Annotated in this window: 16 protein-coding genes and 1 tRNA gene; 14 read left to right on the top strand and 3 right to left on the bottom strand. The window is 65.7% G+C overall.

Translation table 11 applies throughout. From position 1 onward, the window contains the following. Positions 1-8 precede the first annotated feature (8 nt). From GGR45_RS16975 to GGR45_RS16930, 10 genes are all read left to right on the top strand, one after another. The gene (locus GGR45_RS16975) at positions 9-1,289 is read left to right on the top strand and encodes an MFS transporter (RefSeq protein ID WP_175311011.1); all 1,281 of its coding nucleotides are present in this window, start codon (positions 9-11) and stop codon (positions 1,287-1,289) included. Continuing rightward, a complete protein-coding gene (locus GGR45_RS16970; protein ID WP_175311010.1) occupies positions 1,286-2,875 on the top strand; it encodes a glycoside hydrolase family 43 protein in 1,590 nt (529 codons plus the stop codon). The genes GGR45_RS16975 and GGR45_RS16970 overlap by 4 nt, the downstream gene beginning before the upstream one ends. A gap of 117 nt (positions 2,876-2,992) precedes the next feature. Next, the gene (locus GGR45_RS16965) at positions 2,993-4,264 is read left to right on the top strand and encodes an MFS transporter (RefSeq protein ID WP_175311056.1); all 1,272 of its coding nucleotides are present in this window, start codon (positions 2,993-2,995) and stop codon (positions 4,262-4,264) included. Beyond that, positions 4,261-6,645, top strand: coding sequence for a glycoside hydrolase family 31 protein (locus GGR45_RS16960; protein WP_175311009.1), 2,385 nt, complete (start codon positions 4,261-4,263; stop codon positions 6,643-6,645). The genes GGR45_RS16965 and GGR45_RS16960 overlap by 4 nt, the downstream gene beginning before the upstream one ends. A 440-nt stretch (positions 6,646-7,085) precedes the next feature. Then, complete coding sequence (locus GGR45_RS16955; RefSeq protein ID WP_246358287.1) at positions 7,086-9,386, top strand: TonB-dependent receptor; 2,301 nt, start codon at positions 7,086-7,088, stop codon at positions 9,384-9,386. Further along, positions 9,386-10,711, top strand: a complete 1,326-nt coding sequence (locus GGR45_RS16950; protein ID WP_175311008.1) for an alpha/beta hydrolase family protein — start codon at positions 9,386-9,388, stop codon at positions 10,709-10,711. The genes GGR45_RS16955 and GGR45_RS16950 overlap by 1 nt, the downstream gene beginning before the upstream one ends. A gap of 84 nt (positions 10,712-10,795) precedes the next feature. Then, positions 10,796-12,655 carry a glycoside hydrolase family 2 protein gene (locus GGR45_RS16945; RefSeq protein ID WP_175311007.1) on the top strand — a complete coding sequence of 620 codons (1,860 nt, stop codon included), beginning with the start codon at positions 10,796-10,798 and terminating at the stop codon, positions 12,653-12,655. A gap of 53 nt (positions 12,656-12,708) precedes the next feature. After that, on the top strand, positions 12,709-13,200 hold the full coding sequence (locus GGR45_RS16940) for a nucleoside deaminase (protein WP_175311006.1): 492 nt from the start codon (positions 12,709-12,711) through the stop codon (positions 13,198-13,200). 59 nt (positions 13,201-13,259) lie between these two features. Next, positions 13,260-13,336, top strand: a tRNA-Pro gene (locus GGR45_RS16935). A 235-nt stretch (positions 13,337-13,571) separates the two neighbouring features. Further along, the gene (locus tag GGR45_RS16930) at positions 13,572-13,778 is read left to right on the top strand and encodes a hypothetical protein (RefSeq protein ID WP_175311005.1); all 207 of its coding nucleotides are present in this window, start codon (positions 13,572-13,574) and stop codon (positions 13,776-13,778) included. Positions 13,779-13,797: 19 nt separating this feature from the next. On the opposite strand, the gene GGR45_RS16925 is transcribed toward GGR45_RS16930, so the two are convergent. The 3 genes from GGR45_RS16925 to GGR45_RS16915 all read right to left on the bottom strand — a co-directional run bounded on the left by GGR45_RS16925 (position 13,798) and on the right by GGR45_RS16915 (position 19,516). After that, positions 13,798-15,273: a glucoamylase family protein gene (locus tag GGR45_RS16925; protein ID WP_175311004.1), complete on the bottom strand. Its 1,476-nt coding sequence runs from the start codon at positions 15,271-15,273 to the stop codon at positions 13,798-13,800. A gap of 91 nt (positions 15,274-15,364) precedes the next feature. Further along, positions 15,365-18,448, bottom strand: coding sequence for a TonB-dependent receptor (locus GGR45_RS16920; protein WP_246358286.1), 3,084 nt, complete (start codon positions 18,446-18,448; stop codon positions 15,365-15,367). 3 nt (positions 18,449-18,451) lie between these two features. Next, the gene (locus tag GGR45_RS16915; protein ID WP_175311003.1) at positions 18,452-19,516 is read right to left on the bottom strand and encodes a LacI family DNA-binding transcriptional regulator; all 1,065 of its coding nucleotides are present in this window, start codon (positions 19,514-19,516) and stop codon (positions 18,452-18,454) included. A gap of 180 nt (positions 19,517-19,696) precedes the next feature. On the opposite strand from GGR45_RS16915, the gene GGR45_RS16910 reads away from it, so the two are divergent. The 4 genes from GGR45_RS16910 to GGR45_RS19550 all read left to right on the top strand — a co-directional run bounded on the left by GGR45_RS16910 (position 19,697) and on the right by GGR45_RS19550 (position 24,053). Then, positions 19,697-21,952 (top strand): glycoside hydrolase family 3 N-terminal domain-containing protein, encoded by a 2,256-nt coding sequence (locus tag GGR45_RS16910; RefSeq protein ID WP_175311002.1) that lies wholly within the window; start codon positions 19,697-19,699, stop codon positions 21,950-21,952. A 233-nt stretch (positions 21,953-22,185) separates the two neighbouring features. After that, entirely contained in the window at positions 22,186-22,674 is a 489-nt protein-coding gene (locus GGR45_RS16905; protein WP_175311001.1) for a MarR family winged helix-turn-helix transcriptional regulator, read from the top strand. After that, on the top strand, positions 22,671-23,540 hold the full coding sequence (locus GGR45_RS16900; protein WP_175311000.1) for an SDR family oxidoreductase: 870 nt from the start codon (positions 22,671-22,673) through the stop codon (positions 23,538-23,540). Before GGR45_RS16905 ends, GGR45_RS16900 begins: the two co-directional genes overlap by 4 nt. A gap of 279 nt (positions 23,541-23,819) precedes the next feature. Continuing rightward, positions 23,820-24,053, top strand: coding sequence for a hypothetical protein (locus tag GGR45_RS19550; protein ID WP_221235837.1), 234 nt, complete (start codon positions 23,820-23,822; stop codon positions 24,051-24,053). Positions 24,054-24,058: the final 5 nt, after the last annotated feature.

Raw genomic sequence — 24,058 nt, 5'->3', positions numbered from 1 at the left:
AAAGATCAATGGGAAAGACGAATGCCGAACAGGCCGAAGGACCGGATGTGAAGGGCTTTCCCTATATCCGCTGGACGATCATCGCGCTGTTCGTGGGGGCGATGGTCATCAACTATCTGACGCGCAGCATCCTGGGCGTCGCCGCACCCGCGATCATGGCCGAGCAGCATATCAGCTCGGCCGAATATAGCTGGATCACCGGCGCCTTTCAGTTCGGGATCATGTTCCAGCCGGTGGCCGGTTATCTGCTCGACCTCATCGGCCTGAAAATCGGCTTTACCCTGTTCGTCGCGGTCTGGTCATGCATCACCATCGGGCATGGCTTTGCCAATGGCTGGCTGGGGTTTGCGGGATTGCGTGGCGCGCTGGGGCTGGTCGAGGGATCGGCCCAACCGGCGGGGATGAAGGTCGTCGCGGAGTGGTTCCCGGCACGCGAGCGCGGGGTCGCGGGCGGTATCTATCAGATCGGGGCGTCGTTCGGCGCGGTCTTCGCGCCGCCGCTCGTCGCCTGGGCGGTATTCCATCACAGTTGGCGCGCCGCCTTCTTCGTCGCGGGGGGGCTGGGGCTGCTCTGGGTGCTGGCCTGGCTGTTCTGGTATGCGCCCCCCGGGCGGCATCGGGCGCTGTCGGCGCGCGAACGGACGCTGATCGTCGAGGGGCAGGAGGCCGCGCTCGCCAAGCAGCGTCGCCGTCCGCCGCTGGGCGAGCTGCTGCGCCGTCGCAACCTCTGGGCGATCGCGGCGGCGCGGTTCCTCGCCGATCCGGTCTGGGGCATGTTGTCGCTGTGGATGCCGCTCTATCTCGTCCAGGCGCGGCATTTCGACCTGACCCAGATCGCGCTGTTCGCCTGGCTGCCCTTCCTCGCGGCTGACTTGGGATGCTTGTTCGGCCCGGCGGTCGTCGCCTTCCTCCAACGGCGCGGCGTCAACCTGATCGACGCACGGCGCGGCGCCTTCACGCTGGGCGCGGCGTTGATGACGGGGATGATGTTCGTCGGGAGCGTCAACAGCCCCGTCGCGGCCGTCGCACTGCTGTGTCTGGGCGGCTTTGCCCACCAGACGCTGTCCGTCACCGTCATTACCCTGTGCTCCGACCTGTTTCCGCAGGATCAGGTGGCGACGGCGACCGGCGTGTCCGGGACGGCGGCCAATCTGGGCGTGCTGATCTTTACTCTGACGCTCGGCTCGCTGGTCGATCAGGTCGGTTATCAGCCCTTCTTCATTCTGCTCGGCCTGCTCGATCTCGCCGGTGCGGCTCTCCTCTGGACCTTGGTGCGCAAACCCGCATGACCCCCCACAATCCCATCCTGCGGGGCTTCAACCCCGATCCCTCGATCGTGCGCGTCGGCGAGGATTATTACATCGCGACCTCGACCTTCGAATGGTATCCCGGCGTCCAGATCCATCATAGCCGCGACCTGGCGAACTGGACGCTGGTAGCGCGGCCGCTGAACCGGGCCAGCCAGCTCGACATGCGCGGCAATCCGGACTCGTGCGGCGTCTGGGCGCCTGACCTGAGCTATCATGACGGACGCTTCCATCTGATCTTCACCGATGTGAAGCGCTATGGCCGTACGACCGTCGACGGCGCGAAGGGCGCATCACTGCGCGATTTCCACAATTACTGGGTGTCGAGCGACCGGATCGATGGCGAATGGTCGGACGCCGTATATCTGAACAGCAGCGGCTTTGATCCGGCGCTGTTCCATGACGATGACGGGCGGAGCTGGCTGCTCAACATGCTGTGGGACCATCGCCCCGATCGCAAGCGTTTTGCCGGGATCGTCATCCAGGAGATGGACCTTGCGAACGGCTGCCTGCTGGGTGAGCGTCGCCGAATCTTCGACGGCACCGCGCTTGGCTTTACGGAGGGGCCGCATCTCTACAAGCGGGACGGCTGGTATCACCTGCTGGTCGCCGAGGGCGGCACCGAACGCGGCCATGCCGTGACGATGGCCCGCTCCCGCGATTTGTTCGGACCCTATGAGGTGCATCCCGACGGCCCGGTACTGACTGCGCGCGACAGGCCGGACGCGCCGCTGCAACGAACCGGGCATGGCGATCTGGTCGACACGCCGGCGGGTGAGACATGGATGGCGTATCTCTGCGGCCGCCCGCTTCCCGTCAGCGATTGCTGCGTGCTGGGCCGCGAGACGGCGATCCAGCGGATGGAATGGGGGGCGGACGGTTGGCTGCGCTGTGCGGAACCGACCCCCATGGCGGCCGATCCCGCGCCGGTCGAGGCACATGATCGGTTCGACGGCCCGATGCTGCCCGACGCCTTCCAATGGCTGCGTACACCTCAGCCGGAGCGTATCTTCAGCCTGACCGAGCGCCCAGGCTATTTGCGACTGTTCGGGCGCGAGACGATCGGCAGCCATTTCGAGCAGGCACTGATCGCCCGACGGCAGACAGCCTTTCGTCACGACGTCCGCACGCTCGTCGATTTCGAGCCCGAGCATTTCCAGCAGGCGGCCGGGATCGTCTGTTATTACAACAGCACGAAATATCATTTCTTCCATCTCACGGCGGGGGATGCTGGCGAGAAGCTGATCCAGGTCCTATCGGTTATCCCCAAGGGCGAAGGGCAAAGCCTGATGAGCGCCGCCATCGCGGCACCCGCCGGTCCGGTCGAATTGCGCGCCGCCATGGACCATGAGGTGCTGCGCTTCGCCTTCCGTGCCGGGGGCACGGGGGAATGGACCTGGCTGCCGCAGAGTTTCGACGCCACCATCCTGTCGGACGAAGCGACGCTGGCCGGGCTGCCCAATTTCACCGGTGCTTTTGTCGGTATGGCGTGTCAGGATATGAGCGGTTCGGGACGCCCGGCGGACTTCAAGTATTTTCAGTATGTTGAACGACTTGGCGCCGATTAGGCCGGCGGCTAGCTTGATTGGCCAGACCAATATGGACAGGCCGCTTTTCACCCGTTAAGCTCTTCTCTTAGACAACGGCGCCGCGATGCGTACGGAGGATGTAGGGGAGTGACGGGCTTGCGGGTACGCAATCTGCGCTGGTGGATCGTCGCGCTGATTTGCGCGGGGACCATCGCCAATTATCTGGCGCGCAACAGTTTGGGCGTACTCGCGCCCGAGCTGAAGTCGGCGCTTCACATGTCGACGCAGCAATACAGCTATGTCGTTGGCGCGTTCCAGCTCGCCTATACGATCATGCAGCCGGTCGCGGGCGCGTTCATCGACCGTTTCGGCTTGCGCGCGGGATTCGCGCTGTTCGGGCTTGCCTGGTCGGCCGCGAACATGATGCACGCCCTGGCGATCGGCTGGCTGAGCCTCGCTTTCTTCCGCGGCGTGCTGGGCCTGTTCGAGTCCGCCGCCATCCCCTCGGGCATCAAGGCGGTGGCCGAGTGGTTCCCGGCGCGCGAGCGGTCGGTCGCGGTCGGCTGGTTCAACGCGGGCACGTCGCTGGGCGCGTTGATCGCGCCGCCGGTCGTCGTGGCGGTGGCGCTCTGGGCCGACTGGCGCACCGCCTTTCTGGTCACGGGCGGGGTCGGCATTTTCTGGGCCGCCGCCTGGTACATCTTCTATCGCTCGCCCGACGACCATCCCGCGATCACGCCGGAGGAAAAGGCGATGATCGCGGTCGAGAAGCCCAAGGGGCCGGTCCAGCGGGCCAAGGCGAAGGACATACTGCGCACCTCGCGCTTCTGGGTGATTGCGGTACCGCGCTTCCTCGCCGAACCGGCATGGCAGACCTTCAGCTTCTGGATCCCGCTGTACCTTGCCAGCGAGCGCGGCATGGACCTGAAGCAGATCGCGCTGTTCGCCTGGCTGCCGTTCCTGGCGGCGGATATTGGCGGTATCCTGGGCGGCTATCTCTCGCCCTGGCTGATGAAGCGCGGCGTCACGCTGATCCCGTCGCGCGTCGCGGGCGTCGCCCTGGGCGCGGTGCTGATGATCGCGCCAGGCTGTATCGGCCTAGCCGCCAGCCCCTATATGGCGATCGCGCTGTTCTGCATCGGCGGCTTTGCCCACCAGATGATCTCGGGCCTCATCAACACCTTGTCCGCCGACGTCTTCGCGCCCGCCGAGGTCGGTACCGCCAATGGCTTTATCGGCCAGGCGGGCTGGATCGGCGGGTTGCTGTTCTCGCTGCTGATCGGGCAGCTGGCCGATACGGTCGGCTATGCGCCGCTCTTTGCCGTGCTGGCGGTTTTCGACCTGATCGGCGCGGCGGTGCTCATCATCTTCATCCGGCGGCTGACGCCGTTCGCCACCAACCCCGTGACCCAGGAGCCCGGCCAATGAGGCGTGCCACCCTTTCCCAGCCGCCGCGCTTTGCCGTCACCGGCCATTCGCGCGGGCGCCTGACCCTGACGGCCGATACCGGCGCGGTCGCGCATCTGTTCGTGCTGGAGGAGGATATGATGCGCCTCCTGCTGCTGGCCGAGGGGCATGTGACCAGCCCGCCGAGTTGGGCGATCGCGCCGGGAGTCGAGGATATCGCAGAGCCGGGCCGCGACCGGATGGACGTGTCCGGCTTCGCTTGCCCCGACTTCACTTGCGAGGAGGCGGACGGCCGCCTGACCGTCGCGACCGAGCGGCTGCGCGTGACCCTGACGCTGGACGGCCTGTATGGTCGTTGGGAGCAGCGCGCCGGGGAAGGCTGGCATGTCATCACGCAGGACCGTCCGACCCAGGCCTATGACTTCGGCTGGTGGGACGGTCGCGCGCATCATTATGCCGCCAGGACACCCGGCGAGCGCTTCTATGGTCTTGGCGACCGCACTGGCGATACCGATCGGGCGGGGCGGCGATTCCGACTGACCAATGTCGACCCGATGGGCTTCGATGCCGAGACGAGCGATCCGCTCTATAAGTCCATCCCCTATCTGCTTGTCGCCGATGCCGATGGGCGGTGTCATGGCGAGTTCTACGATACGGTGGCGGACGTCACCTTCGATCTGGGGCAGGAACTCGACAATTATCACGGCCTCTATCGCCATGTCGTCGCGGAGGCGGGCGATGTCGATCGCTGGATCATCGCGGGGCCGGACCCGCTGGCCGTCACGCGGCGCTTCACCTGGCTGACCGGGCGCCCGGCGATGATGCCGCGCTGGTCGCTGGGCTATTCGGGTTCGACCATGACCTATACCGATGCGCCCGATGCAGCGGCGCAGATGGCGGGGTTCCTGGAGTTGTGCGAGCGCCATGATCTGGGCTGCACCTCCTTCCATCTGTCGTCGGGCTATACCTCGATCGGCCACAAGCGCTATGTCTTCCACTGGAACCGTGACAAGTTTCCCGACCCGGCGGCATTCGTGGCATCCTATGCCGAGGCGGGGGTCCGGCTGGTGCCCAACATCAAGCCCGCGCTGCTGCGTAGCCACCCGCGCTATGACGAGGTCGCGGCAGCCGGGCTGTTCGTCGCGGATCAGGACGGCCAGCCGGTCGAGGCGCAGTTCTGGGACGAGGTCGGCAGCTATATCGACATGACCAAGCCGCGGGCGGCGGCCTGGTGGCGGGATCAGGTTACATCCGCGCTGCTCGACCAGGGAATCGAGGCGACGTGGAACGACAATAACGAATATGAGCTATGGGATCGCCGGGCCATGGTCGACGGCTTCGGCGAGGCGCGCCCGGCGTCCGAGATGCGCCCCGTTCAGCCGATCCTGATGACCCGTGCCTCGCGTCAGGCACAGGTCGCCGCGCGGCCCGATACCCGGCCCTATGTCGTGACGCGCTCGGGCATGGCGGGGCTGCACCGCTATGCGCAGACCTGGTCCGGCGACAACCGGACCGAATGGAAGACGATCCGTTACAATGCCCGCCAGTCGATCGGACTGGCGCTTTCGGGCGTGTCGAACAGCGGCCATGATGTGGGCGGCTTTTCCGGCCCCGCGCCGTCGCCCGAATTGCTGATCCGCTGGGTGCAGGCGGGGGCGCTGATGCCGCGGTTCAGCATCCATAGCTGGAATGATGACCGGACGGTCAACGAGCCCTGGATGTATCCCGAGGTTCTGCCCGCTATGCACCGGCTGATGGCGCTGCGGCAGACGTTGATCCCGTTCTTCTACGATCTGCTCCATCGTTATCATTCCGAGTACGAGCCGATGGTGCGCCCGCTCTGGGCCGACTTTGCACACGATCCGACGGCCTGGGGCGAGCGGGACGAGCATATGCTGGGTCCCGACATTCTCGCCGCGCCGGTGATGGACGAGGGAGCGGAGCGCCGTTCGGTGCTGCTGCCCAGTGGAGTCGAATGGGTTCATGTCTGGACGGGCGAGCGTTTTGCAGTCGGCGCGACCGCCGATGTCGCCGCACCGCTCGACGGCCCGCCACCGCTGTTCGCGCGGGTCGGATCGGCGATGCTGGTCGATCTGGCCAAGGGCGGCTGGCGACCCGAGCCCTATTGTCGCGGCCTGTGGCTGTTTCCCCCGTCGGACGGCGAGGTTCGCTGGACCGGGATGGACGATAGCGGCGACGGCCATGGCCCGGTGACGCGCTGGCATCTGACCGGCCATGCCGATGCGGATCGGGTTGTGGTGGCCGTGTCGCGTGACGGGGAAGGTCAGGGCGATATTACCCTGCTGCTTCCGCCGGGCGATGGCCGCATCCTGATCGTCGAGGGCGCGGCGAGCGAACCGGTCGAGCAGGATGGACGGCGTGGGCTTCGGCTGACCGTCTGACGGCAAGCTATTCGGAGTGCGCCTCTCCTCTCCCTCGCCCCTCGTAGAGGGGAGAGGGTTGCGCAGACTTGGTCTTTGCGTGAGCAAAGGCTTAGTCGGAGCTGGGTGAGGGGTGGGCGCGCAGGGCGCGCGCGAGCCGAAGGCTCGCTCAACCCCTCACCCAAGCAGCGCTAGCCAGCACGCTGGCAAGCTCCGCTAACCCTCTCCCCTATCAAGGGGAGAGGGAAGAAAAGAACATCGATATGGTTGAGAGGCATCGGGCGCTGGCCAGTGATGCGCAAATGTCGCACACGTTTGCAATTCCTCTCTCCCTCACATCCCCGCTTCCACAAATCTAAGGCAGGTCTAACAACACCATTGCATTGGTAAGGCCATTCGGTATGTTTGGTTGACAAGGCAAGACCGGCCAAGACCGGCGGCAATGGGAGGGAAGGATGAAGATGCTGCGTTCCACCGTGGCCCTGACGGCGATGATCGTATCCCTGTCGGCGGCAACCCAGGTTTCAGCCCAACAGGCGGCCCCGTCGCAAACGGATGAGGCGCAGCTGACCCAGGATGGGCAGGGGCAGCCCGGCGGTCCCACCTCCGAAGTCGCGCCCGAACCTGTCAGCGCAGGCGACATCATCGTCACCGCCAACAAGCGCGCCGAGAATGTCCAGCGTGTGCCGCTCGCCGTCTCCGTCGTCGCGCCTGCCCAGCTGGCGGCGGCGGGCGTTCGCAACTTCACCGATATCGGCAAGGTTTCGTCCTCGCTGGTCGTCCGCCCAGCGGAACAACCGCAGAATTCCAACATCTCGTTGCGCGGCGTCGGCACCTTCGCCTTCGGGATCGGCGTGGAGTCGAGCGTCGCGGTGCTGGTTGACGAGGTTCCGCTGGCCTTCCAGGCACGCGCCTTCACCGACCTGCCCGATGTCGAGCGGATCGAGGTGCTGCGCGGGCCGCAGAGCACGCTGTACGGCAAGTCGGCCTCGGCCGGTCTGGTCAACCTCATTACCCGGAACCCGACCTCCGAACTACGCATTCGCGCCAATGCGGTGGCGACGACCGATCGCGAGCAGGGCGTCAATTTCAGCGTATCCGGGCCGATCAACGAGCAGCTCGGCTATGTCGTGTCGGCTGCCTACAACAATTGGGACGGCAATATCCGCAACCTGTTCAACGGCGAGCGGGTCAATGGTCGCGAGACGCTGAACCTGCGCGGCAAGCTGCGCTGGGAGCCGACCGACACGGCAGCGCTGGTCATCTCGGGCAATTACGTCAACGGCAACACGACGGTCGGTCGGCCTTTCCTGGCGTTCGGCGCCAACGCCCGGCTGCGTGGGACCGCGGGCCTGACCCCGTCGGTCGTGCTGCCCGGCGTCGTGGTCGGCCCGGACAATCAGACGATCAGCAACAATTACGACTCGCGCACCAAATATGAGGGTGGCGGCGGCTATATCCGTGGCGAGTTCGGGATCGGTTCGCTGAACCTCGTCACGATCAGTTCCTATGACCGTTTCCACCTGAACGACTATCTGGACCATGACGACACGTCCGCGCCCGGCAATCTGGGCCAAAACACCCAGATCGGCGTGTTCAACTCCGAGCAGGTGACCGAGGAAGTCCGGCTGCAATCCGATGCCGACAAGCCGTTCCGCTATACGGTCGGGCTGTACGGCGCGAATGTGAAGTTCAACCGCCCGTTCCAGCGCGGACCGTATTTCTCGCTCGCCAATTGGTATGCCACGTCGCAATCACGTCAGGTGGCGGCCTTTGCCCAGATTGACTGGACAATCGTGCCCGACCTGACCTTCACCGGCGGTGGACGCGTCCAGAACGAACGGGTCAGCTACACCTTCCGCGATAATCTGGCGGGTACGGCCTTTGCGGGCCATGCCAGCGACACGGCGGGCACCTATCGCGGCACGCTGCGCTATGATTTCAGCCCGACGATCAACGGCTTCGTCACCTATGCCACGGGTTACAAGGGCCAGACCTACGACCTGACGACCGGCTTCAACCGCAACCGCGCGCTGGCCGGGCCGATCCGCCCGGAACGGTCGCGTGACAAGGAACTGGGCATCCGCAGCCAGTTCCTCGACCGGCGTCTGACCGCGAACGTCACGCTGTTCGACACCAATTACCGCGATCTCCAGGCGCAGACGATCGAGACGTTGGCGGATGGCACCTCCAACTACCGGCTGACCAATGTCGGCAGGCTGACCACCAAGGGCGTCGAGTTCGAAGGATCGATGCGCTTCAGCGACAGCTTCAACCTGGGCGGGGCGGTCACCTATCTCGACGCCAAATATGCGCAGTTCGACGTGGCGCAATGCTATCCGCTCCAGACGGCGGCGCAGGGTTGCACCGGATCCCCCGCTAGCCAGAACCTGACCGATACCACGGCGATCCAGGCGCCCAAATGGAAGTTCAACGCCAATCTGGATTACTCGCCGCGCCTGACCACGACTACCCGCGGCGTCGTGCAGGTGAACTGGCAATATCAGAGCAGCCTGTACTTCCAGGCGCGTGACCCGCAGACCTTCCAGCCTGCCTTCAGTATCGTCAATGTTGGTCTGGGCGTCCGCGAAGAGGATCGCCGCTGGGAACTGGTCGCCTTCGTGAACAACCTGTTCGACAAGCAATATTACGGGTCGCTGGTGAACACGGCGGGCAATTTCGGCAACAATATCGCGACCCAGGCCGTGCTGCCGCGCGACTTCCGTCGCTATGCGGGAATGCGCCTTGGTCTGAACTTCTGATGCGCCGGGTCAGCTTTGGGTTCGGGCTGGCGGCGGTGGTGGCTCTTACCGCCGTCGCTACGGCCCAGCGGCCGGGGGCGGGGCAGGGCGATGTGCCCGCCCGCCCGCCCGTGGATGCCCCAGAACTCGCCCGGTTGGGCCGCTATCCGGTCGGCATACAGCGGAGCCGGTTCGTCCAGCCGGGACAGGCCGATCCGCTCCAGGGCAAGGATCGGCCCGCCATCGCGTCCCGCGAACTCCCGCTGCTGATCTGGTATCCGGCAGCGTCGGCGGGACGGGGGACCACCTATCATACCGCCCTGTCGGGGGAGGATGGTCGTGATGTCGCCTTCGACCTGCCCGGCCTGGCCTCGCCCGACCGCCCGGTGGCGGCTGGCCGCTTCCCCCTGGTGATCCTGGCGCATGGCTATGGCAACACGCCCGAGGTCCTGTCCTGGCTGGGCGAAAATCTGGCGAGCAAGGGCTATGTCGTCGTCGCCCCGGCCTTTCGCGATCCGCCGATCAGCATCCGTACCGATGCCGCGCGTGCCGGACCGATCGCTCGGCGGCCGCTCGACATCGCCTTCGTGACCGCCGAGGCGCAGGCGCGTGCCGACAAGCGCGAAGGCGTGTTCGCCGCCGCCGATCCGACGCGAACCGCGCTGATCGGTTACTCGATGGGCGGTTACGGCGTGCTGACGGTCGGCGGCGCGCGGCTGAACCCGGCCATGGGAACGCTGAGCCGGGGCATCCTCACCCCCTATGCCGCTGATCAGGCGAGCGAATTGCGCGCGAAAAATTTGAAGGCCATCGTCGCGCTCGCCCCCGCCGCGCGCTTTGGCGATGTGCCGATCTGGACGGGGCAGGGCGTGGGCGTGGTGCCCGTGCCGACCCTGATCGTGGTCGGCGATCATGACCGGGTCGTCGGGCATGAGGCGGTGCGTGCGTTGTTCACCGAGCCCGCACCAGCGCCGCGCTATCTGCTGACCTTCGCCCAGGCCGGGCACAGCATTGCGCTCACCGCCGCACCCGGGGCAATGCGTCAGCGCTTCTGGGACATGGATTGGTTCGAGGATGCCGTGTGGCGCAAGGACCGGCTGCTTCCCGTACAGACCCATTTCATCACCGCCTTTCTGGATCGCTATGTGAAGGGCGATATGGCCAAGGATGGTTATCTGAATGGGTTGACGGTGCAGTCGGACGAAGGGCGCTGGCCCGGCGCGCCGGTCGGGCGGGTCGCGCAGTACAGCCCCGGCCCGCCCGCCTCGACCGTGTGGAAGGGATTCCAGCCTGGCCGCGCGGTCGGCATGAGCTTTGAGTACCGCCCCGCATCCGGCTGGCGATGAGCGGGGGCGGGGTTTAGACTGACGACAAAGGCTGGCGCACAGGACCGGCCAGCGAAAGGGGAGAGCGATGTGATGGGCAGGACCATGTGGGGATATGCCGTGGCGGGCATGATGCTGGCGACGGGTGCGTCGCTCTCCGCGCAGGACGCCGCCCCCAGGCCCACCCCCATTCTCGCGGCGGCCGATCTGCGCGACGGCACCGATCTGTCGGGGCCGTGGCATTACTCGATCGACCCGTTCCGCTCGGGGATTGCGGGTTTTCACGGTGGTATGCCCGACAGCGGGCAGCAGCGCTGGAAGGATGTCGACGTCCGCGCGGAAATGGCCAAGGACAGCCGCGTCCTTTACGAGTTCGACCTGCCGCATTCGCCGCTGACCTCGCTCCCCTCCTCCTGGCTGACCCAGGCGCCCGAGCTTCGCCACTATGACGGGCTGATGTGGTATCAGCGGACCTTCGCTGCCCCCGCCGTTCGCAAGGGCCGCTATTTCCTCCGCTTCGGAGCGGCCAATTACGCCACCATCGTCTATCTGAACGGCAAGCAAGTCGGGCGCCATGAGGGCGGCTTCACCCCCTTCGCCTTCGACATTACCGGACTGATGCGCGACGGCCTGAACCAGGTCACGGTCGGCGTCGACAGCCAGGCGACCGAGGCCACCGTGCCGCCGCCCGTCACCGACTGGGAGAATTATGGCGGCATCACCCGCCCGGTTCGGCTGATCCAGACGCCCGACACCTATGTCGACGATGCCTGGGTTCGGCTGACGCGGGATGGCAAGATGGCGGTGGACGTTCATCTCGACGGGCCGCAGGCGGCGAACCGGCCGGTGCGGCTGCGCATCGCCGAATTGGGGCTGGACCGGGCGGGGACCACCGACGCGAATGGCGACTGGCGCGCGACCATGGCCGCCCCGCGTGCGCTGGTCCGCTGGTCGCCCGATAGGCCCCGGCTCTACGAGGTGGCCGTCACGGCAGGCGAAGACCAGTGGCGCGACCGCATCGGTTTCCGCACCATCGAGCGGCGCGGCGCCGACATCCTGCTCAACGGCAAGCCCATCTTCCTGCGCGGCATTTCGATGCATGAGGAGGAACTGGGCGTCGATCCGACGCGTGCCATGACCCCGGCCGCCTCACGCGCGCTGCTGTCCGAGATCAAGGATGGACTGCACGGCAATTTCGTCCGGCTGGCGCATTATCCGCATTCCGACGTGACGGTGCGACTGGCGGACGAACTGGGCCTGATCGTCTGGAGCGAAGTGCCGGTCTATTGGCGTGTCGCCTGGTCCAACCCCGACACGCTGAACCGCGCGCGGACGATGCTGGCCGAGAATATCCTGCGCGACCGCAACCGTGCCTCGATCGCGATCTGGAGCGTCGCCAACGAGACGCCGGTGACCGACGCGCGCAACGTCTTCCTGCGCACGCTGGTCGGCGATGTCCGGCGGCTGGACGACACACGGCTGGTCAGCGCCGCGCTGCTGGTCGAGCGGGGGGAGGGCGGCGATCATCCGGTGATGACGCTCGCCGATCCGCTGGCCGACGCGCTCGATGTCATGGCGATCAACACCTATAACGGCTGGTACACCCAGGATCGTCTGACCGATCTGGCGCGCAGCGAATGGCGGGTGCCCGTCGACAAGCCGCTGATCTTCTCCGAGTTCGGCGCCGATGCGCGGGCGGGCTTCCACGATCCGGCGAACAAGCAAAAATTCTCCGAGGAGTTTCAGGCCGATTATTACCGCGCCACGCTGGGCATGGCGGACCATGTGCCGACCTTGCGCGGCATGTCGCCCTGGATCCTCAAGGACTTCCGCTCGCCCCGCCGCCAGAACCCCGATTTTCAGCAGGGCTGGAACCGCAAGGGGCTGATCTCCGAAACCGGACAGCGCAAGGAGGCGTTCGGCGTGCTGAGCGACTATTATGGCGCAAAGGCCGAACAGCGATAGGCGGGATTCAAAAAGCTTGAACCCGAAAGCTGGGCCACGGCGTTAACCCCGCCATGACCCAGGACGACGAAAAATGGATGCGCATGGCGATTGAGGTGGCGCGGTCGAAGGGTTCCGATCCCTCGACCTCGCCGCTCGGTTCGGTGATCGTGCTCGACGGCCGCGTGCTCGCCGCCGAGCGCAACCAGACCGAGGAACTGCCCGACGCCACCGCCCATGCCGAGATGATGGCGATCCGCCGTGCCTGTGAGGGGGAGGGCGAACTTGAATTGCGCGGCGCGACGCTCTATTCGACACTCCAGCCCTGCGGCATGTGCACCATGGCGTCCATCTGGTCCAAGGTCGGACGCGTCGTCTATGGCGCGGGCCGCGATGACGTCCACCCGATGTATTTCGAGGCGCGGCATGTCGACACGCTGAGCTTCATTTCCGACGCCTACCGCGATGACATCGTGATCGAGGGCGGCTGCCTGCGCGAGGAATGCGCCGCGCTCTACTATCCGCCCGACGCCGATCTGCCCCAGGAGGAGCAGGCCAACCTGTAGACGCCGCGCAAATACCCCTTGCACCGCTACCCCCGCTTCCCCTAAGGGCAACCGCCTGTCGGGGAGTGGCGCAGTCTGGTAGCGCGCCTGCTTTGGGAGCAGGATGTCGCAGGTTCGAATCCTGTCTCCCCGACCATCCGCTTGCAAGTCTTTGATTTCGCGTCTTAACGACGGCGATCAGGGACGGTTGTACCCACGACTGTACCCCTCGCTGTACCCCTTGGGGTGGCGGAAGGGGCTTTTCGAACGTGGGCTTGCGCTGCATTCGATAGTGACGATGGGCAGGCGTCGCCGGGCCTGAGCTGCAGGGCTGAACCTCCGTGTAGACGCGCTACCTCGCCGCAGATGTTACGGCCCGTCGATTACCAGCGGTGACCTCTGGCAGCGACCTTTTGGTCGTAAGGGGGGGCGGCTCGCCGCCTCGCTCGCACGCGGTCGCGATCACGCCGTTTCCCGAGTATAATCCGGTCGACGATGGCTATTGCGATGCTGTGATGGCGGGATTGGGCGTGCGGGGGGTCGATGCCGAGGACAAGGACAGTCTGATTCTCACCCGATCTGTCGCCTGGATCGGCTGACACTGGGGTAAGCACCCACTTATCGGGCTGAAAGCCAGCCGCCCGCGAACCCCGCGCGCTCAAGTCCGGCGCGGATATAGGGATTTTTCTGCATCGTCTTCCAGATCAGTCCGCTGCGCCAATTCTCGATCATGCATGCGATCGGCCCCTGGTCGATGCCAAGGAAATCGTCCGCGACCCAGCCGATATAGGGCACCACCTTGCCGTGTTGCAGCTTGACGTCGGACCGCGTCAGCGTCGGGTTAAAGCTGTCGCGAAAACCGTAGCGGTCGTAGATGGCGGTGCCATAGGTCGAATACATGGCACGCGCCGCCGGCAGCACGATCTCGGGTGCGAAGGCCACCGAGCCGAGCGCGGCGGTCGGCGCGATCGTCCCGTCGTCACGGTCGCCGGGGCCGCGCGCCGAATAAGAGAAGAATTCGCGATTGATCCCGTCGATCTCGCGAACAAAGTTGCCCGGCCCGTCGCACGCGGTCAGCCCCCAGACATTCTCCCCATAGCCGCGCCAGCGCCCGGGATTGTTGATCGCATAACGGCGCTGCGCATAGGTCGCGCGGCGGCTGTTCTCGAAATAGCCAAAGCCGCGTCGTTTGGAATAGGTGTCCATGAGGCCGCGAAAGTCGATCCACACCTGACTATATTGATGCCCGAACAGGGGCGGGAAAGCGGTGAACGGATCGTCATATTTCTCGTCCCAGGACGGGTCGAATTTGGCGGTCCAGGCGTCCCAGGTCGTAGGCGGCAACGCGTGCGTCGGCGAGCCGAGCGCGAGGACGTAAAGGATCAGGCTCTCGTTATAGATGTTCCAATCAGAGCCGATGAACCCGCTCTCGGGATGCCAACCCATGGAGACGAACGGCTTGCGCGGGGTGATCCAGTCCCATTCGACCGCGCGGTAGAGCTGGTCGGCGAGCGCACGGATTTCGCGCTCGGCAGGATCGGCCTCGTCGTCGAACCATGTCTGCGCGAAGAGGACACCGCCCAGCAGTAGTGCGGTATCGATCGTCGACAACTCGGTCTTGGCGAAGCGATGCCCCTTGGTGACGCCCAGGAAATGGTAGAAAAATCCCTTATAGCCGCTCATCCCTTCCTTGTCCGGCCCCTGGGGCGCATTCGCGAAGAAGCGCAGCGTGGCCAGCGTCCGCTGCGCGGCGGCGGCGCGGGTGATCCAGCCTCGCGTCGCCGCGATCGGGTAGGTGGTGAGCGCGAAGCCGACCGCCGCGATCGAGGCGAAACTGGGCGTCGGCCAGCGATCGGGGGCCAGCCCCGTCACCTGATCGGTAGTATTCCAGAAATAGCTGACGGTACGCCGCTGGATGTCGTCCATCAGCGGGTCGCTGGCGCTCGCCGGGGTGGTGCCGATCTTGGGCAACACCCCAGGGAACGCCATCTGCGGCGCGCGTTTGGGCGCGAGCGGTCCGGCGGTGCACCCCGCCAGCCACCCCGCCCCGCCGAGCGTGGCGGCGCGCAGGATATCGCGTCGGTCGAACGTCATGCGGCCAGGCATCCTCTCCTGTTGTTTTCAACCGCCTCCGCTGCCCGTCAGGTCGTCATCCCGGCGCCACGGCCGGGATGACGATCAGGCATCAGAAGTTGAATCCGGCCGACAGCTTCACCGTGCGCGGCGGATTGCCGCCGATGCTGTAGGTCGACACTTGACGGTAGATGCTCGGCGAGCCCGGAGTGCGGGTCGTGTCGCTCGGGTCGTTGTTATAATCGACGTAGTTGCGGTCGTTCATCGCGTTGATGATGTCGACGCGGAAGCGAATGCGCGTCGCGTCGCTGATGAACTTCAGCGGCACATATTTGGTGAACGCCAGGTCGAGCTGGCGCCGGCCCCAGCGATCGCCCAGCCCGAACACTTCCGATCCCACCAGCGTCCGCTGATACGGCGTCGACGTGTCGAGCAGCGCGCGCTGGAAGGTCGGGCTCTCGATCTGGAACTTCGCCGACATGGTGACGCCCAGCGGCGTGTCGACGCTGCCCGCCACGACGAAGCGGTGACGCGGCACCACGCCCGAGCGCAGCATCGGGTAATCCGACGCCTTGGGGAAATCGAGCAGGAAGTAGGAGGACTGGTCGTTATTGGGTCGGTTATCCACCGCCGCCGTAAAGGTATAGGTGGCGTCGATGCTCCACGGCGAGGCCGCCGAATAGGCCTTGGTCAGCTTGGCATAGGCCGAGTCCGCCCGCGTCTCGAGCCCGTTGTCGCCCAGGATGATTGCGCCATAACCCGAGGGCGCAAAGCTGGTGTTCGGTCCCTGCGGCGCGCCGGTGGTCGGCGACGGCGCGAAGAACGACCCATCGGGACGGCGCGTTCCGAGCAGATAGACGAACCCGTCCTTGCTGACGATCCGCGTATAGCCCACCTCCAGCTCGACCGGGTTGAACCGCCCGCGAACCCCCAGGCTGAACTGGTCCGAATAGGGGACCTTCAGGTCGTTCTTGATGAAGCGGAACTCGCGGCCGCCGGGGCTGCCATTGCCGATCAGCTGCTGGCGACCCGCGTCGGTCAGATAGATGGGGTTCCAGGGAATGCAGTTCGGTCCTGGCGTACACGGATTGATCGTGTCGGCGCCCTGGAACAGGAATTCGCGGCGCTGGAAGCGGCCATTGGCCAACTCCTGCTGCAGGAAGTCGAACTGGTTGCGGTCATAGGAGCGGCCATAGCCGCCGAACACCGCGAACCGGCCCTGCTCGTCGATACGATAGGTGAAGCCGACGCGCGGCTGCCACGCGCCCTTGAACGCCTTCCGGTTGTTGCCGGTCGAGATATAGTCGCTGATCTTGTAATCGGCGTTGTTCAGGTTCGGATAGTTGGCAGGCGACACCGCGTTGACGTTCTCGGCGGAGGTCACATAGTTCAGGAACGCCGGGGTCCGCTCATAATCCCAGCGAAGCCCGAGGTTCAGCGTCAGCCGGTCGGTGACGTCCCAATCGTCCTGCGCATACAGGCCGAGCTGGAAGTTCTTCGAGCGGATGCGCGGATCGCCCAGCGGGCCGATCGCGCCGAATTGCAGGCTGTACGGGATCTGGTCGTTGAACCCGCTCGCGCTCGGCAGGGTGGTGTCATAGAGATAGAGCGGGTTGATGAGGTTCTGCTCGAGTGAGTTGAGCGTCACCCATTTCGCCTTCGCGCCGACCTTGAACGTGTGGTTCTCAAACCCGGTCCAGGTGAAATCGTCCTGGATGGTCCAGCCCTTCTGCCCCTTGTCCTGGAAGCCGAGCCCGGCGCCGGTGCGGAACAGGTCGAAGGTCGATACGCTGGTGCCGTTGCGCGTCGTGGTCCGGAACTGCTGGCCGATGCCGTTCTCGGCAGGCTGCGGCGACCAGGCGACATCCTCATAGGAGAGGCGCACGTCGTTGATCCAAGTGTCCTCGGTATGTTGCCAGCGCAGCATCCCGCGCTTCTCATCGACCTTGCTCAGCGTGCGGGTCGAGAAAGCGGCATTGCCGTTGCCGATCTGCACGCCGGTCTCGTTGCGGTATTTGCCGGTCAGCTCGAACAGGTCCTTGTCGGTCGGTTCGAGGTCGATCTTGCCGAAGTACAGGTCTTGGCTGAACGTCGAATTCGCCGGGCCGAAGATGTCGCGATACTGCGCAGGCAGGCTCGACACGGCCACGCCGTTGGTCGGCAGGATGTCGATGGGCACCTGCCGCCGCTTGCCCTCATAGCTGACGAAGAAATGCGCAACGTCCTTGACGATCGGGCCGCCCAGCGCGACGCCGAACTGCTTGTCTTCCGAGGGGATCTTGGCAATCTTGGTGGGAAAGATTTCGGTCGGGCGACGATCACGCAGATTCTGATTGGTGAAGTCGAAAAAGCCTTCGCCGTGGAATTCGTTGGTGCCCGACTTGGTGCCCGCGATGATCGCGACCGAGCTGACCTGGTCCAGCTCCGCCTTGTAGTTCGACGACAGCACCTGATACTCGCCGATCGCGAGCTGTGGGAATGGATTGCCCGGCGAGCTGTCCTGCCCGGTCAGGCCCCCGCGCAGCACATAATCCTTCTGGCTGACGCCGTCGATGAAGACGTTGACCGAGTTGCTCCCTTGCGCGCCGCCCTGGATGCGAGAGCTGCCGTCGGAGCTTTCGAGAAAGCGCACGCCAGGCGCCAGGTCGGCGAAGGCCAGGAAGTTGCGGCTGTTCTGCGGCAATTGTTCGATCAGGCGCGGGGTGATGTTGACGCCCACCTGGCCGCCGGACAGCGAGCGGATGCGGCTGCCGGTGACGATGATGTCGCCTTGCTGCGCCTCGGCAGGCGACGGCGCGGTCTCGCCCGCGGTGTTGTCGCCGGGCGCGGGCTGGGCAGGGGCCGGAGCGGTGGTCAGGTCAAGGTCCAGCCCGGCATTCTGTCCGACGCGCAGCGTGAACTGATCGGAATTGCGCGTGCCCTTCTGGAGGCGGATTTCCAGCCGGTATGCGCCTGCCCGCAGCGATGGGAAATTATAGCTGCCGTCCGCGCCGGGCACGACGGTGCGGCGAAAGCCGGTATCGGCCTCGATCAATGTCACGTCCTGCACCGGATTGTCGGGCGCGGTGCGGATCACGCCGCGCAGCGCGGCCTGTCCGGCCTGCGCCGCGGCGGGCGCGCTCCACATCGTCGTGGTGGCCAGCCCCGCCAGCATCGTTGCGCCGGCGAGCGCCAGCCGGAAATTGTTCCTCTTCATAACCTATCCCCTGTCCGTTTCTCTTGTTGTCTCACGCACCATCAGGTGCGGGACGATCGTCTCGTCCGCCCCGGTGGATGTGCTTTCCAAAAATCCTTCGCGCGCCGCTGTGATGCGCGCCGCCAGCTGCGCCACCGCGCGCGCGCCCATCGCCGCGATATCGATGGCGACGCTGGTCAACGCCGGGCTCACCAGTCGTGACAACGGGATGTCATCGAACCCGACGATCGCCACCTGCCCAGGCACCGCGACGCCGTGGCGCTTCAGCGCCATCAACGCGCCGATCGCCATCATGTCGTTGGCGGCGAAGATCGCATCGGCCTCCAGCGTCCCGGCCGCGACGGATTCCCCGACCGCGGCACCGCTGCCCTCGTGAAAATCGCCCTCGATCACAGTCAGCGCCACGCCCGCCGCTGCGGCCGCCGCCTCGGCGCCTGCGCGCCGCTCCAGCGCGTCGAGATTGCCTGCGGGGCCGGAGATATGGACGATCCGCTTTGCCCCGCCTGCCGCTAGATGCGCGACCGCTGCGGCGGCCCCGGCGCGATTGTCGATACGCAGACTCGGGCTGCCGTCCTGCGGAATGCAAGCCAGGAAGACGGACGCCAAGCCGCGCGGCATATGCCGCGCGAGTATGGCGGGATCGAGCTCCGGCGCCATCACCATCAGCCCGTCAACCTGCCCACGCAGCGCCGCCAGCGTGTCGAGCCCGCGCCCGTCGTGGAGGACGGTCAGCAACAGTCCCAGTCCGCGCCTGCTCGCCTCGCGGTCCATGCCGCGCAGCAACTCGGAGAAGAATTCGCCGTGCAGATCCGGCAGCACCACCCCCATCGCGCCGGTGCGTGCCATGCTGAGGCTGCGCGCCCCGGCATGGGGCACATAACCGAGCTGCGCCGCAGCCTGTTCGACGCGCGCCCGCATCTCCGCGCGGACATGGTCGCGCCCGTTGAAAACTCGCGAGACCGAGGCGACCGAGACGCCAGCCACCCGCGCCACGTCATGGATCGTCGCATGCGTACCGCGCGCCGCCGGGGCAGCGACAGAAGCAGAATCGGGTCGGGCAGGCGACATGGCCGGCAAAGCATCCTCTCTGGAACACGGGCTTGTAACCGCTTACAGAAACCGCTTACATGAACCAAGAATGACAATCAATCGGTCGGTTTGTCGACGTGGCGCGATCACGACCCTCGTGTGAAATGTGGTCCGCGCGACGGTGGCGATACGACGTAAAGGAAGTAGGAAGGGAGCAGGATGGACGGGCAGGATCGGCGGATATCGCGGCGAGCATGGCTGGCGGGAGCCGGCGCGGCGCTGGCATGGTCGGCCAGTCCGGCACGGGCCTTGCTGGCCATGGTCGGCTCACGCCCGCTCCCCACGGCGGTCGAGGCGCTGATCCCGCAGATGACGCTTGTTGAAAAGGCCGGGCAACTCAATCTCCTCGCCGCCGCATGGGCAGGGGGGGCGGCAATCTCGCTCAACCCGGCGGGCGCGGCATCGAGCTTCGACGCGCAATTGCGTATGGTCCGCCGAGGCGAACTCACCGGGGTGTTCAACGGCAATGGCGCGGAAATGGCGCGGCGGATGCAGACCGAGGCGGTGCGCCGCTCGCGGCTGAAAATCCCGCTGCTGTTCGCCGCTGACGTCATCCACGGCCTGCGCACCGTCTTCCCGGTGCCGCTCGCCGAAGCGGCGAGCTTCGACCCCGACTTGGCGCGCCGCACCGCGCGCGCTGCGGCGGTCGAAGCGGCCGCATCGGGGATTGACTGGACCTTCGCGCCGATGGTCGACATTGCGCGTGACGCACGCTGGGGGCGCGGCGTCGAAGGGGCGGGCGAGGACGTCCTGCTCGGGCGGCTGATGGCGGCGGCGCGCGTCGAGGGCTTTCAGGGCAGCGGCCTCGCCGCGCCGGACGCGGTGGCGGCCTGCGCCAAGCATTTCGTCGCCTATGGCGCGGGCGAGGCCGGGCTCGACTATAACAGCGTCGACGTGTCGGAGCGGACACTGCGCGACATTTATTTTCCGCCGTTCCAGGCCGCGTTCGCGGCTGGCGCCCCGACGGTGATGGCATCGTTCAACGATCTGTCGGGCGTGCCCGCGACCGCGAATCCATGGTTGCTCGACACGATCCTGCGCAAGGAATGGCAGTTCAGCGGATTGGTCGTCTCCGATTACACCGGTGACGAGGAGTTGATCGCGCACGGGCTTGCCAAGGATGGCCGGGACGCGGCGCGGCTTGCCTTCCTGGCCGGCGTCGACATGTCGATGCAGAGCGGTCTGTATCTCAAATATCTTCCCGACCTGGTTGAAACGGGCGAGGTGCCGCTGGCGCGGCTTGACGAGGCGGTGCGTCGCACGCTCGCTCTCAAGGTCGCGCTCGGCCTGTTCGACGATCCGTTCCGTCGCATCGACCCCGCGCGTGAAAAGGCGCGGCTGCGTACCCCCGAGACGCTGGCGCTCGCGCGCGAGGCGGGCGCGCGCAGCATCGTCATGCTCCGCAACGAGGGCGACGTGCTTCCCTTGCCCCGTTCAGGCAAGAAGATCGCGCTGATCGGGCCGTTTGCAGGCGGCGGGCACGATCTGATCGGGCCTTGGAACGTCTATGGCACCGATCGTGAGGCCGTCGATCTGGTGACGGCAGTGCGTGGAATCGTCCCCGGCGCGACTGTTGATGACGGTAGCGATGTGGCGCGCGCGGTCGCCGCGGCGCGCGCCGCCGATGTCGTGGTGCTCGCGATCGGTGAGACGCAGAATATGTCGGGCGAGGCGCAGTCGCGTACGGAGATTGTTGTGCCCGCAGAGCAGCAGGTGCTCGCCGAGGCGATCGCCGCGACCGGCAAGCCCTATGTCGTGTTGCTGCGTACCGGGCGAGCGCTTGCGTTGGCCGGCGCGGTGGCCAAGGCGCCCGCGCTGCTGGTGACGTGGTTCCTGGGCTCGCAGGACGGCCCGGCGATCGCGGACGTGCTGTTCGGCGCGGTCTCACCCTCGGCCCGGCTGCCGGTGTCCTTCCCGCGCGCCAGCGGGCAGGTGCCCTATTACTATGCACACCGCAGCACCGGCCGCCCCAATCCGCCTGGGGCGCTGGAACCCTATAAGGCGCATTTCCGCGATGTTCCGAACAGCGCGTTGTTCGCGTTCGGACACGGTCTGACCTATGGCGACATCGTGTATTCGGACCTGCGCCTGAGCAGCCGGACCCTGCGCGACACCCCGCTGACGATCCGCGCGACGATCGCCAATTCAGGCCGAATGGCTGCGACCGAAGTGGTCCAGCTCTATGTCCACGACGTTGTCGCGAGCGTGACCCAGCCGGTGCGCGTCATGAAGGCTTTCACCCGCGTCACCCTGGCACCGGGCGCGCGGCAGGACGTGACCTTCACCCTGAACCGCGCCGATTTGTCCTTCACCGGCCGCGACCTGACGTCGACCACCGAAGTCGGCGCCTTCCACCTGTGGGTTGCACCATCCGCCGAGGCCGAGGGACTGGCTGCGACCTTCACGCTGGCGTGACCTCCCATCGCCCCGCTTGGCCGGGGCGGGTGGGGGAGGGCCGCTTGAAATAGGCACGGAGCGGCTTCCTCCGTCTCGTTAAGGCGCTGCCAGCATCGTGCGTCCGGAAAACGCTCGGTGGCAGCGCATGACGGCACCGTTTAAAAAATTCGCAAAGGTGCGCGACCCTCGGCAACCATCCTGCCATCAAGGCATTATGACAGCATATTGTCCAATAGGTGATATGCTGCCATATGGCTGATCCTTATGATGACGTGCGGCAACTCGCTCTTGCGATCTTCGCGGCCAATGGACGACTGGTCAGCGCGGGAAATGAACTTGTCGCGCATCTGGGGCTGACCAGCGCCTGGTGGCAGGTCCTGGCGGCGCTACGCTATTCGCCCGTTCCCCTGGCCGTCGCGTCCATTGCGCGCAACATGGGCCTGACCCGGCAGGGGGTGCAGCGCATCGTGGATTTGCTGGCGCAACAAGGCCTGGTCGAGTTCCAGCCCAATCCCCATCACCGGCGCGCGAAACTCGTCGTGCTGACGCGTGCCGGAATGGAGGCCGTGACCGGCGCGGAAGAGGTCGTCGCTCCGTTGGATCAGGCGATTGCCGATCGGCTCGGGGCAGCCCGGATCCGCGAGGCCGTCACCATACTTCAAGACATGATCTCCGTCATCTCAGAGCAGCTTGACGAGCGCCTTCCTTCCATCCCCAACCATGAAGGACCATCATCATGATCCTGATTTCCGGCGCCACCGGCGGTATCGGTGGAGAAGTCTGCAAGATCCTCAAGAAAAGGGGAACGGCCTTCCGGGCGATGTGCCGCAAGCAGGAGCAGGTTGATAGCTTCCACAAAAAGGGAATAGATGCGGTGCTCGGGGATTTCGATCGTCCCGATACGCTGGTCGCCGCCATGAAGGGCGTCGAGACCATGTTCCTCATCACGCCGCCGACGCCCGACCAGTTCGCCCAGGAAACGGCCGCAATCGATGCGGCCAAGCGCGCAGGCGTCGGCCGGATCGTCAAGATTTCCGCATCGGACAGCAACGTGCGCTCGCCCGTTCCCTGGGCTCGAACCCACGCGCTGATCGACCATCATCTGCGCGCGGCCGGCGTTGCCTGGACGATCCTGAAGCCCACCGCGTTCATGCAAAACTTCCTGTGGTTCAAGGATCCCATCGCCAAGGGCTTCCTGCCGCAGGTGACGGGCAAGGGATCGGTCTCCTGGGTGGACACGCGCGACGTCGCGCGCGTCGCCGCGACGGTCCTGGTCGAGGAGGGGCATGAGGGCGCGACCTATTTCCTGACAGGGCCGGAGACGCTCGACATGAAGGAGGCAGCCAAGCGCTTGTCCGACGCGACGGGGCACAAGGTCCGCTATCTCGACCTGCCGACGCCCGTGTTTCGCGCCATTCTTCGCCTGACGGGCAATTCACGGTGGATGGCAAAGGGTCTTGTCGTCCAGTTCGCCGACGTGGTCGCCGGCCATCACGACATCGACCCCACTTTCGAGATCGAACGCCTTACCGGTAAGCCGGCACATAGCTTCACGGACTTCGTCCGCGATCACGCCGGGCAGTTCGTCTCATCCTCCACCTTATGACAAATCCATCTTGACGATGTCAGCGCGGGCTCATGGCACCTGATAGCCGCTGCCCAGCGCCTGGCCCGCTCGTTATCTGTGCGCGCGGCAGAAGCGCCGGTTGAAGCGAGCCATCGACATCTTCTCCCGCCGCGTTGTCGGTTGGCTGTCGGCGACCGGCTGCACCGCAACCTCGGGCAAGGCCCCCGTACGCGACGTCCGCCCGAAGGCTCATTCATCATTCGGGGCGCGGCAGCCAATACTGTTCCGTGGACTGCCGCACCGAGCGACGACAACGCCATGGTCGAGATTTCCTTCAAGCCCATCAAGTCCGAACTCGTCTGGCATAAAGTCTTCTACACCGGTGCTCAGGGCGAGCAGACGATTGCCCGCCATATCGACGGCTTCTGCAATCTGGTCCGGCGCCGTCCGCGCTCAACTACACTAGGGTCAGGACTCGTTGATCAAAGCCAGAAGATGATGGTGGCAGCGAGGGCGACGGCGGAGAAGAAGGCGGTTGGGCACCGATCGTAGCGGGT

Source organism: Sphingomonas zeae (assembly GCF_014197135.1).
Lineage (GTDB): Bacteria > Pseudomonadota > Alphaproteobacteria > Sphingomonadales > Sphingomonadaceae > Sphingomonas > Sphingomonas zeae.
This window is presented reverse-complemented; position numbering and strand designations above follow the sequence as displayed.

Bases quoted from the DNA above. Each gene is read 5' to 3' on its own strand.
- GGR45_RS16970 (WP_175311010.1), top strand. From the start codon at position 1,286: ATGACCCCCCACAATCCCATCCTGCGGGGCTTCAACCCCGATCCCTCG.
- GGR45_RS16975 (WP_175311011.1), top strand. From the start codon at position 9: ATGGGAAAGACGAATGCCGAACAGGCCGAAGGACCGGATGTGAAGGGC.
- GGR45_RS16900 (WP_175311000.1), top strand. From the start codon at position 22,671: ATGATCCTGATTTCCGGCGCCACCGGCGGTATCGGTGGAGAAGTCTGC.
- GGR45_RS16955 (WP_246358287.1), top strand. From the start codon at position 7,086: ATGCTGCGTTCCACCGTGGCCCTGACGGCGATGATCGTATCCCTGTCG.
- GGR45_RS16905 (WP_175311001.1), top strand. From the start codon at position 22,186: ATGGCTGATCCTTATGATGACGTGCGGCAACTCGCTCTTGCGATCTTC.
- GGR45_RS16920 (WP_246358286.1), bottom strand. From the start codon at position 18,448: ATGAAGAGGAACAATTTCCGGCTGGCGCTCGCCGGCGCAACGATGCTG.
- GGR45_RS16945 (WP_175311007.1), top strand. From the start codon at position 10,796: ATGTGGGGATATGCCGTGGCGGGCATGATGCTGGCGACGGGTGCGTCG.
- GGR45_RS19550 (WP_221235837.1), top strand. From the start codon at position 23,820: ATGGTCGAGATTTCCTTCAAGCCCATCAAGTCCGAACTCGTCTGGCAT.
- GGR45_RS16960 (WP_175311009.1), top strand. From the start codon at position 4,261: ATGAGGCGTGCCACCCTTTCCCAGCCGCCGCGCTTTGCCGTCACCGGC.
- GGR45_RS16950 (WP_175311008.1), top strand. From the start codon at position 9,386: ATGCGCCGGGTCAGCTTTGGGTTCGGGCTGGCGGCGGTGGTGGCTCTT.
- GGR45_RS16925 (WP_175311004.1), bottom strand. From the start codon at position 15,273: ATGACGTTCGACCGACGCGATATCCTGCGCGCCGCCACGCTCGGCGGG.
- GGR45_RS16910 (WP_175311002.1), top strand. From the start codon at position 19,697: ATGGACGGGCAGGATCGGCGGATATCGCGGCGAGCATGGCTGGCGGGA.
- GGR45_RS16915 (WP_175311003.1), bottom strand. From the start codon at position 19,516: ATGTCGCCTGCCCGACCCGATTCTGCTTCTGTCGCTGCCCCGGCGGCG.
- GGR45_RS16940 (WP_175311006.1), top strand. From the start codon at position 12,709: ATGACCCAGGACGACGAAAAATGGATGCGCATGGCGATTGAGGTGGCG.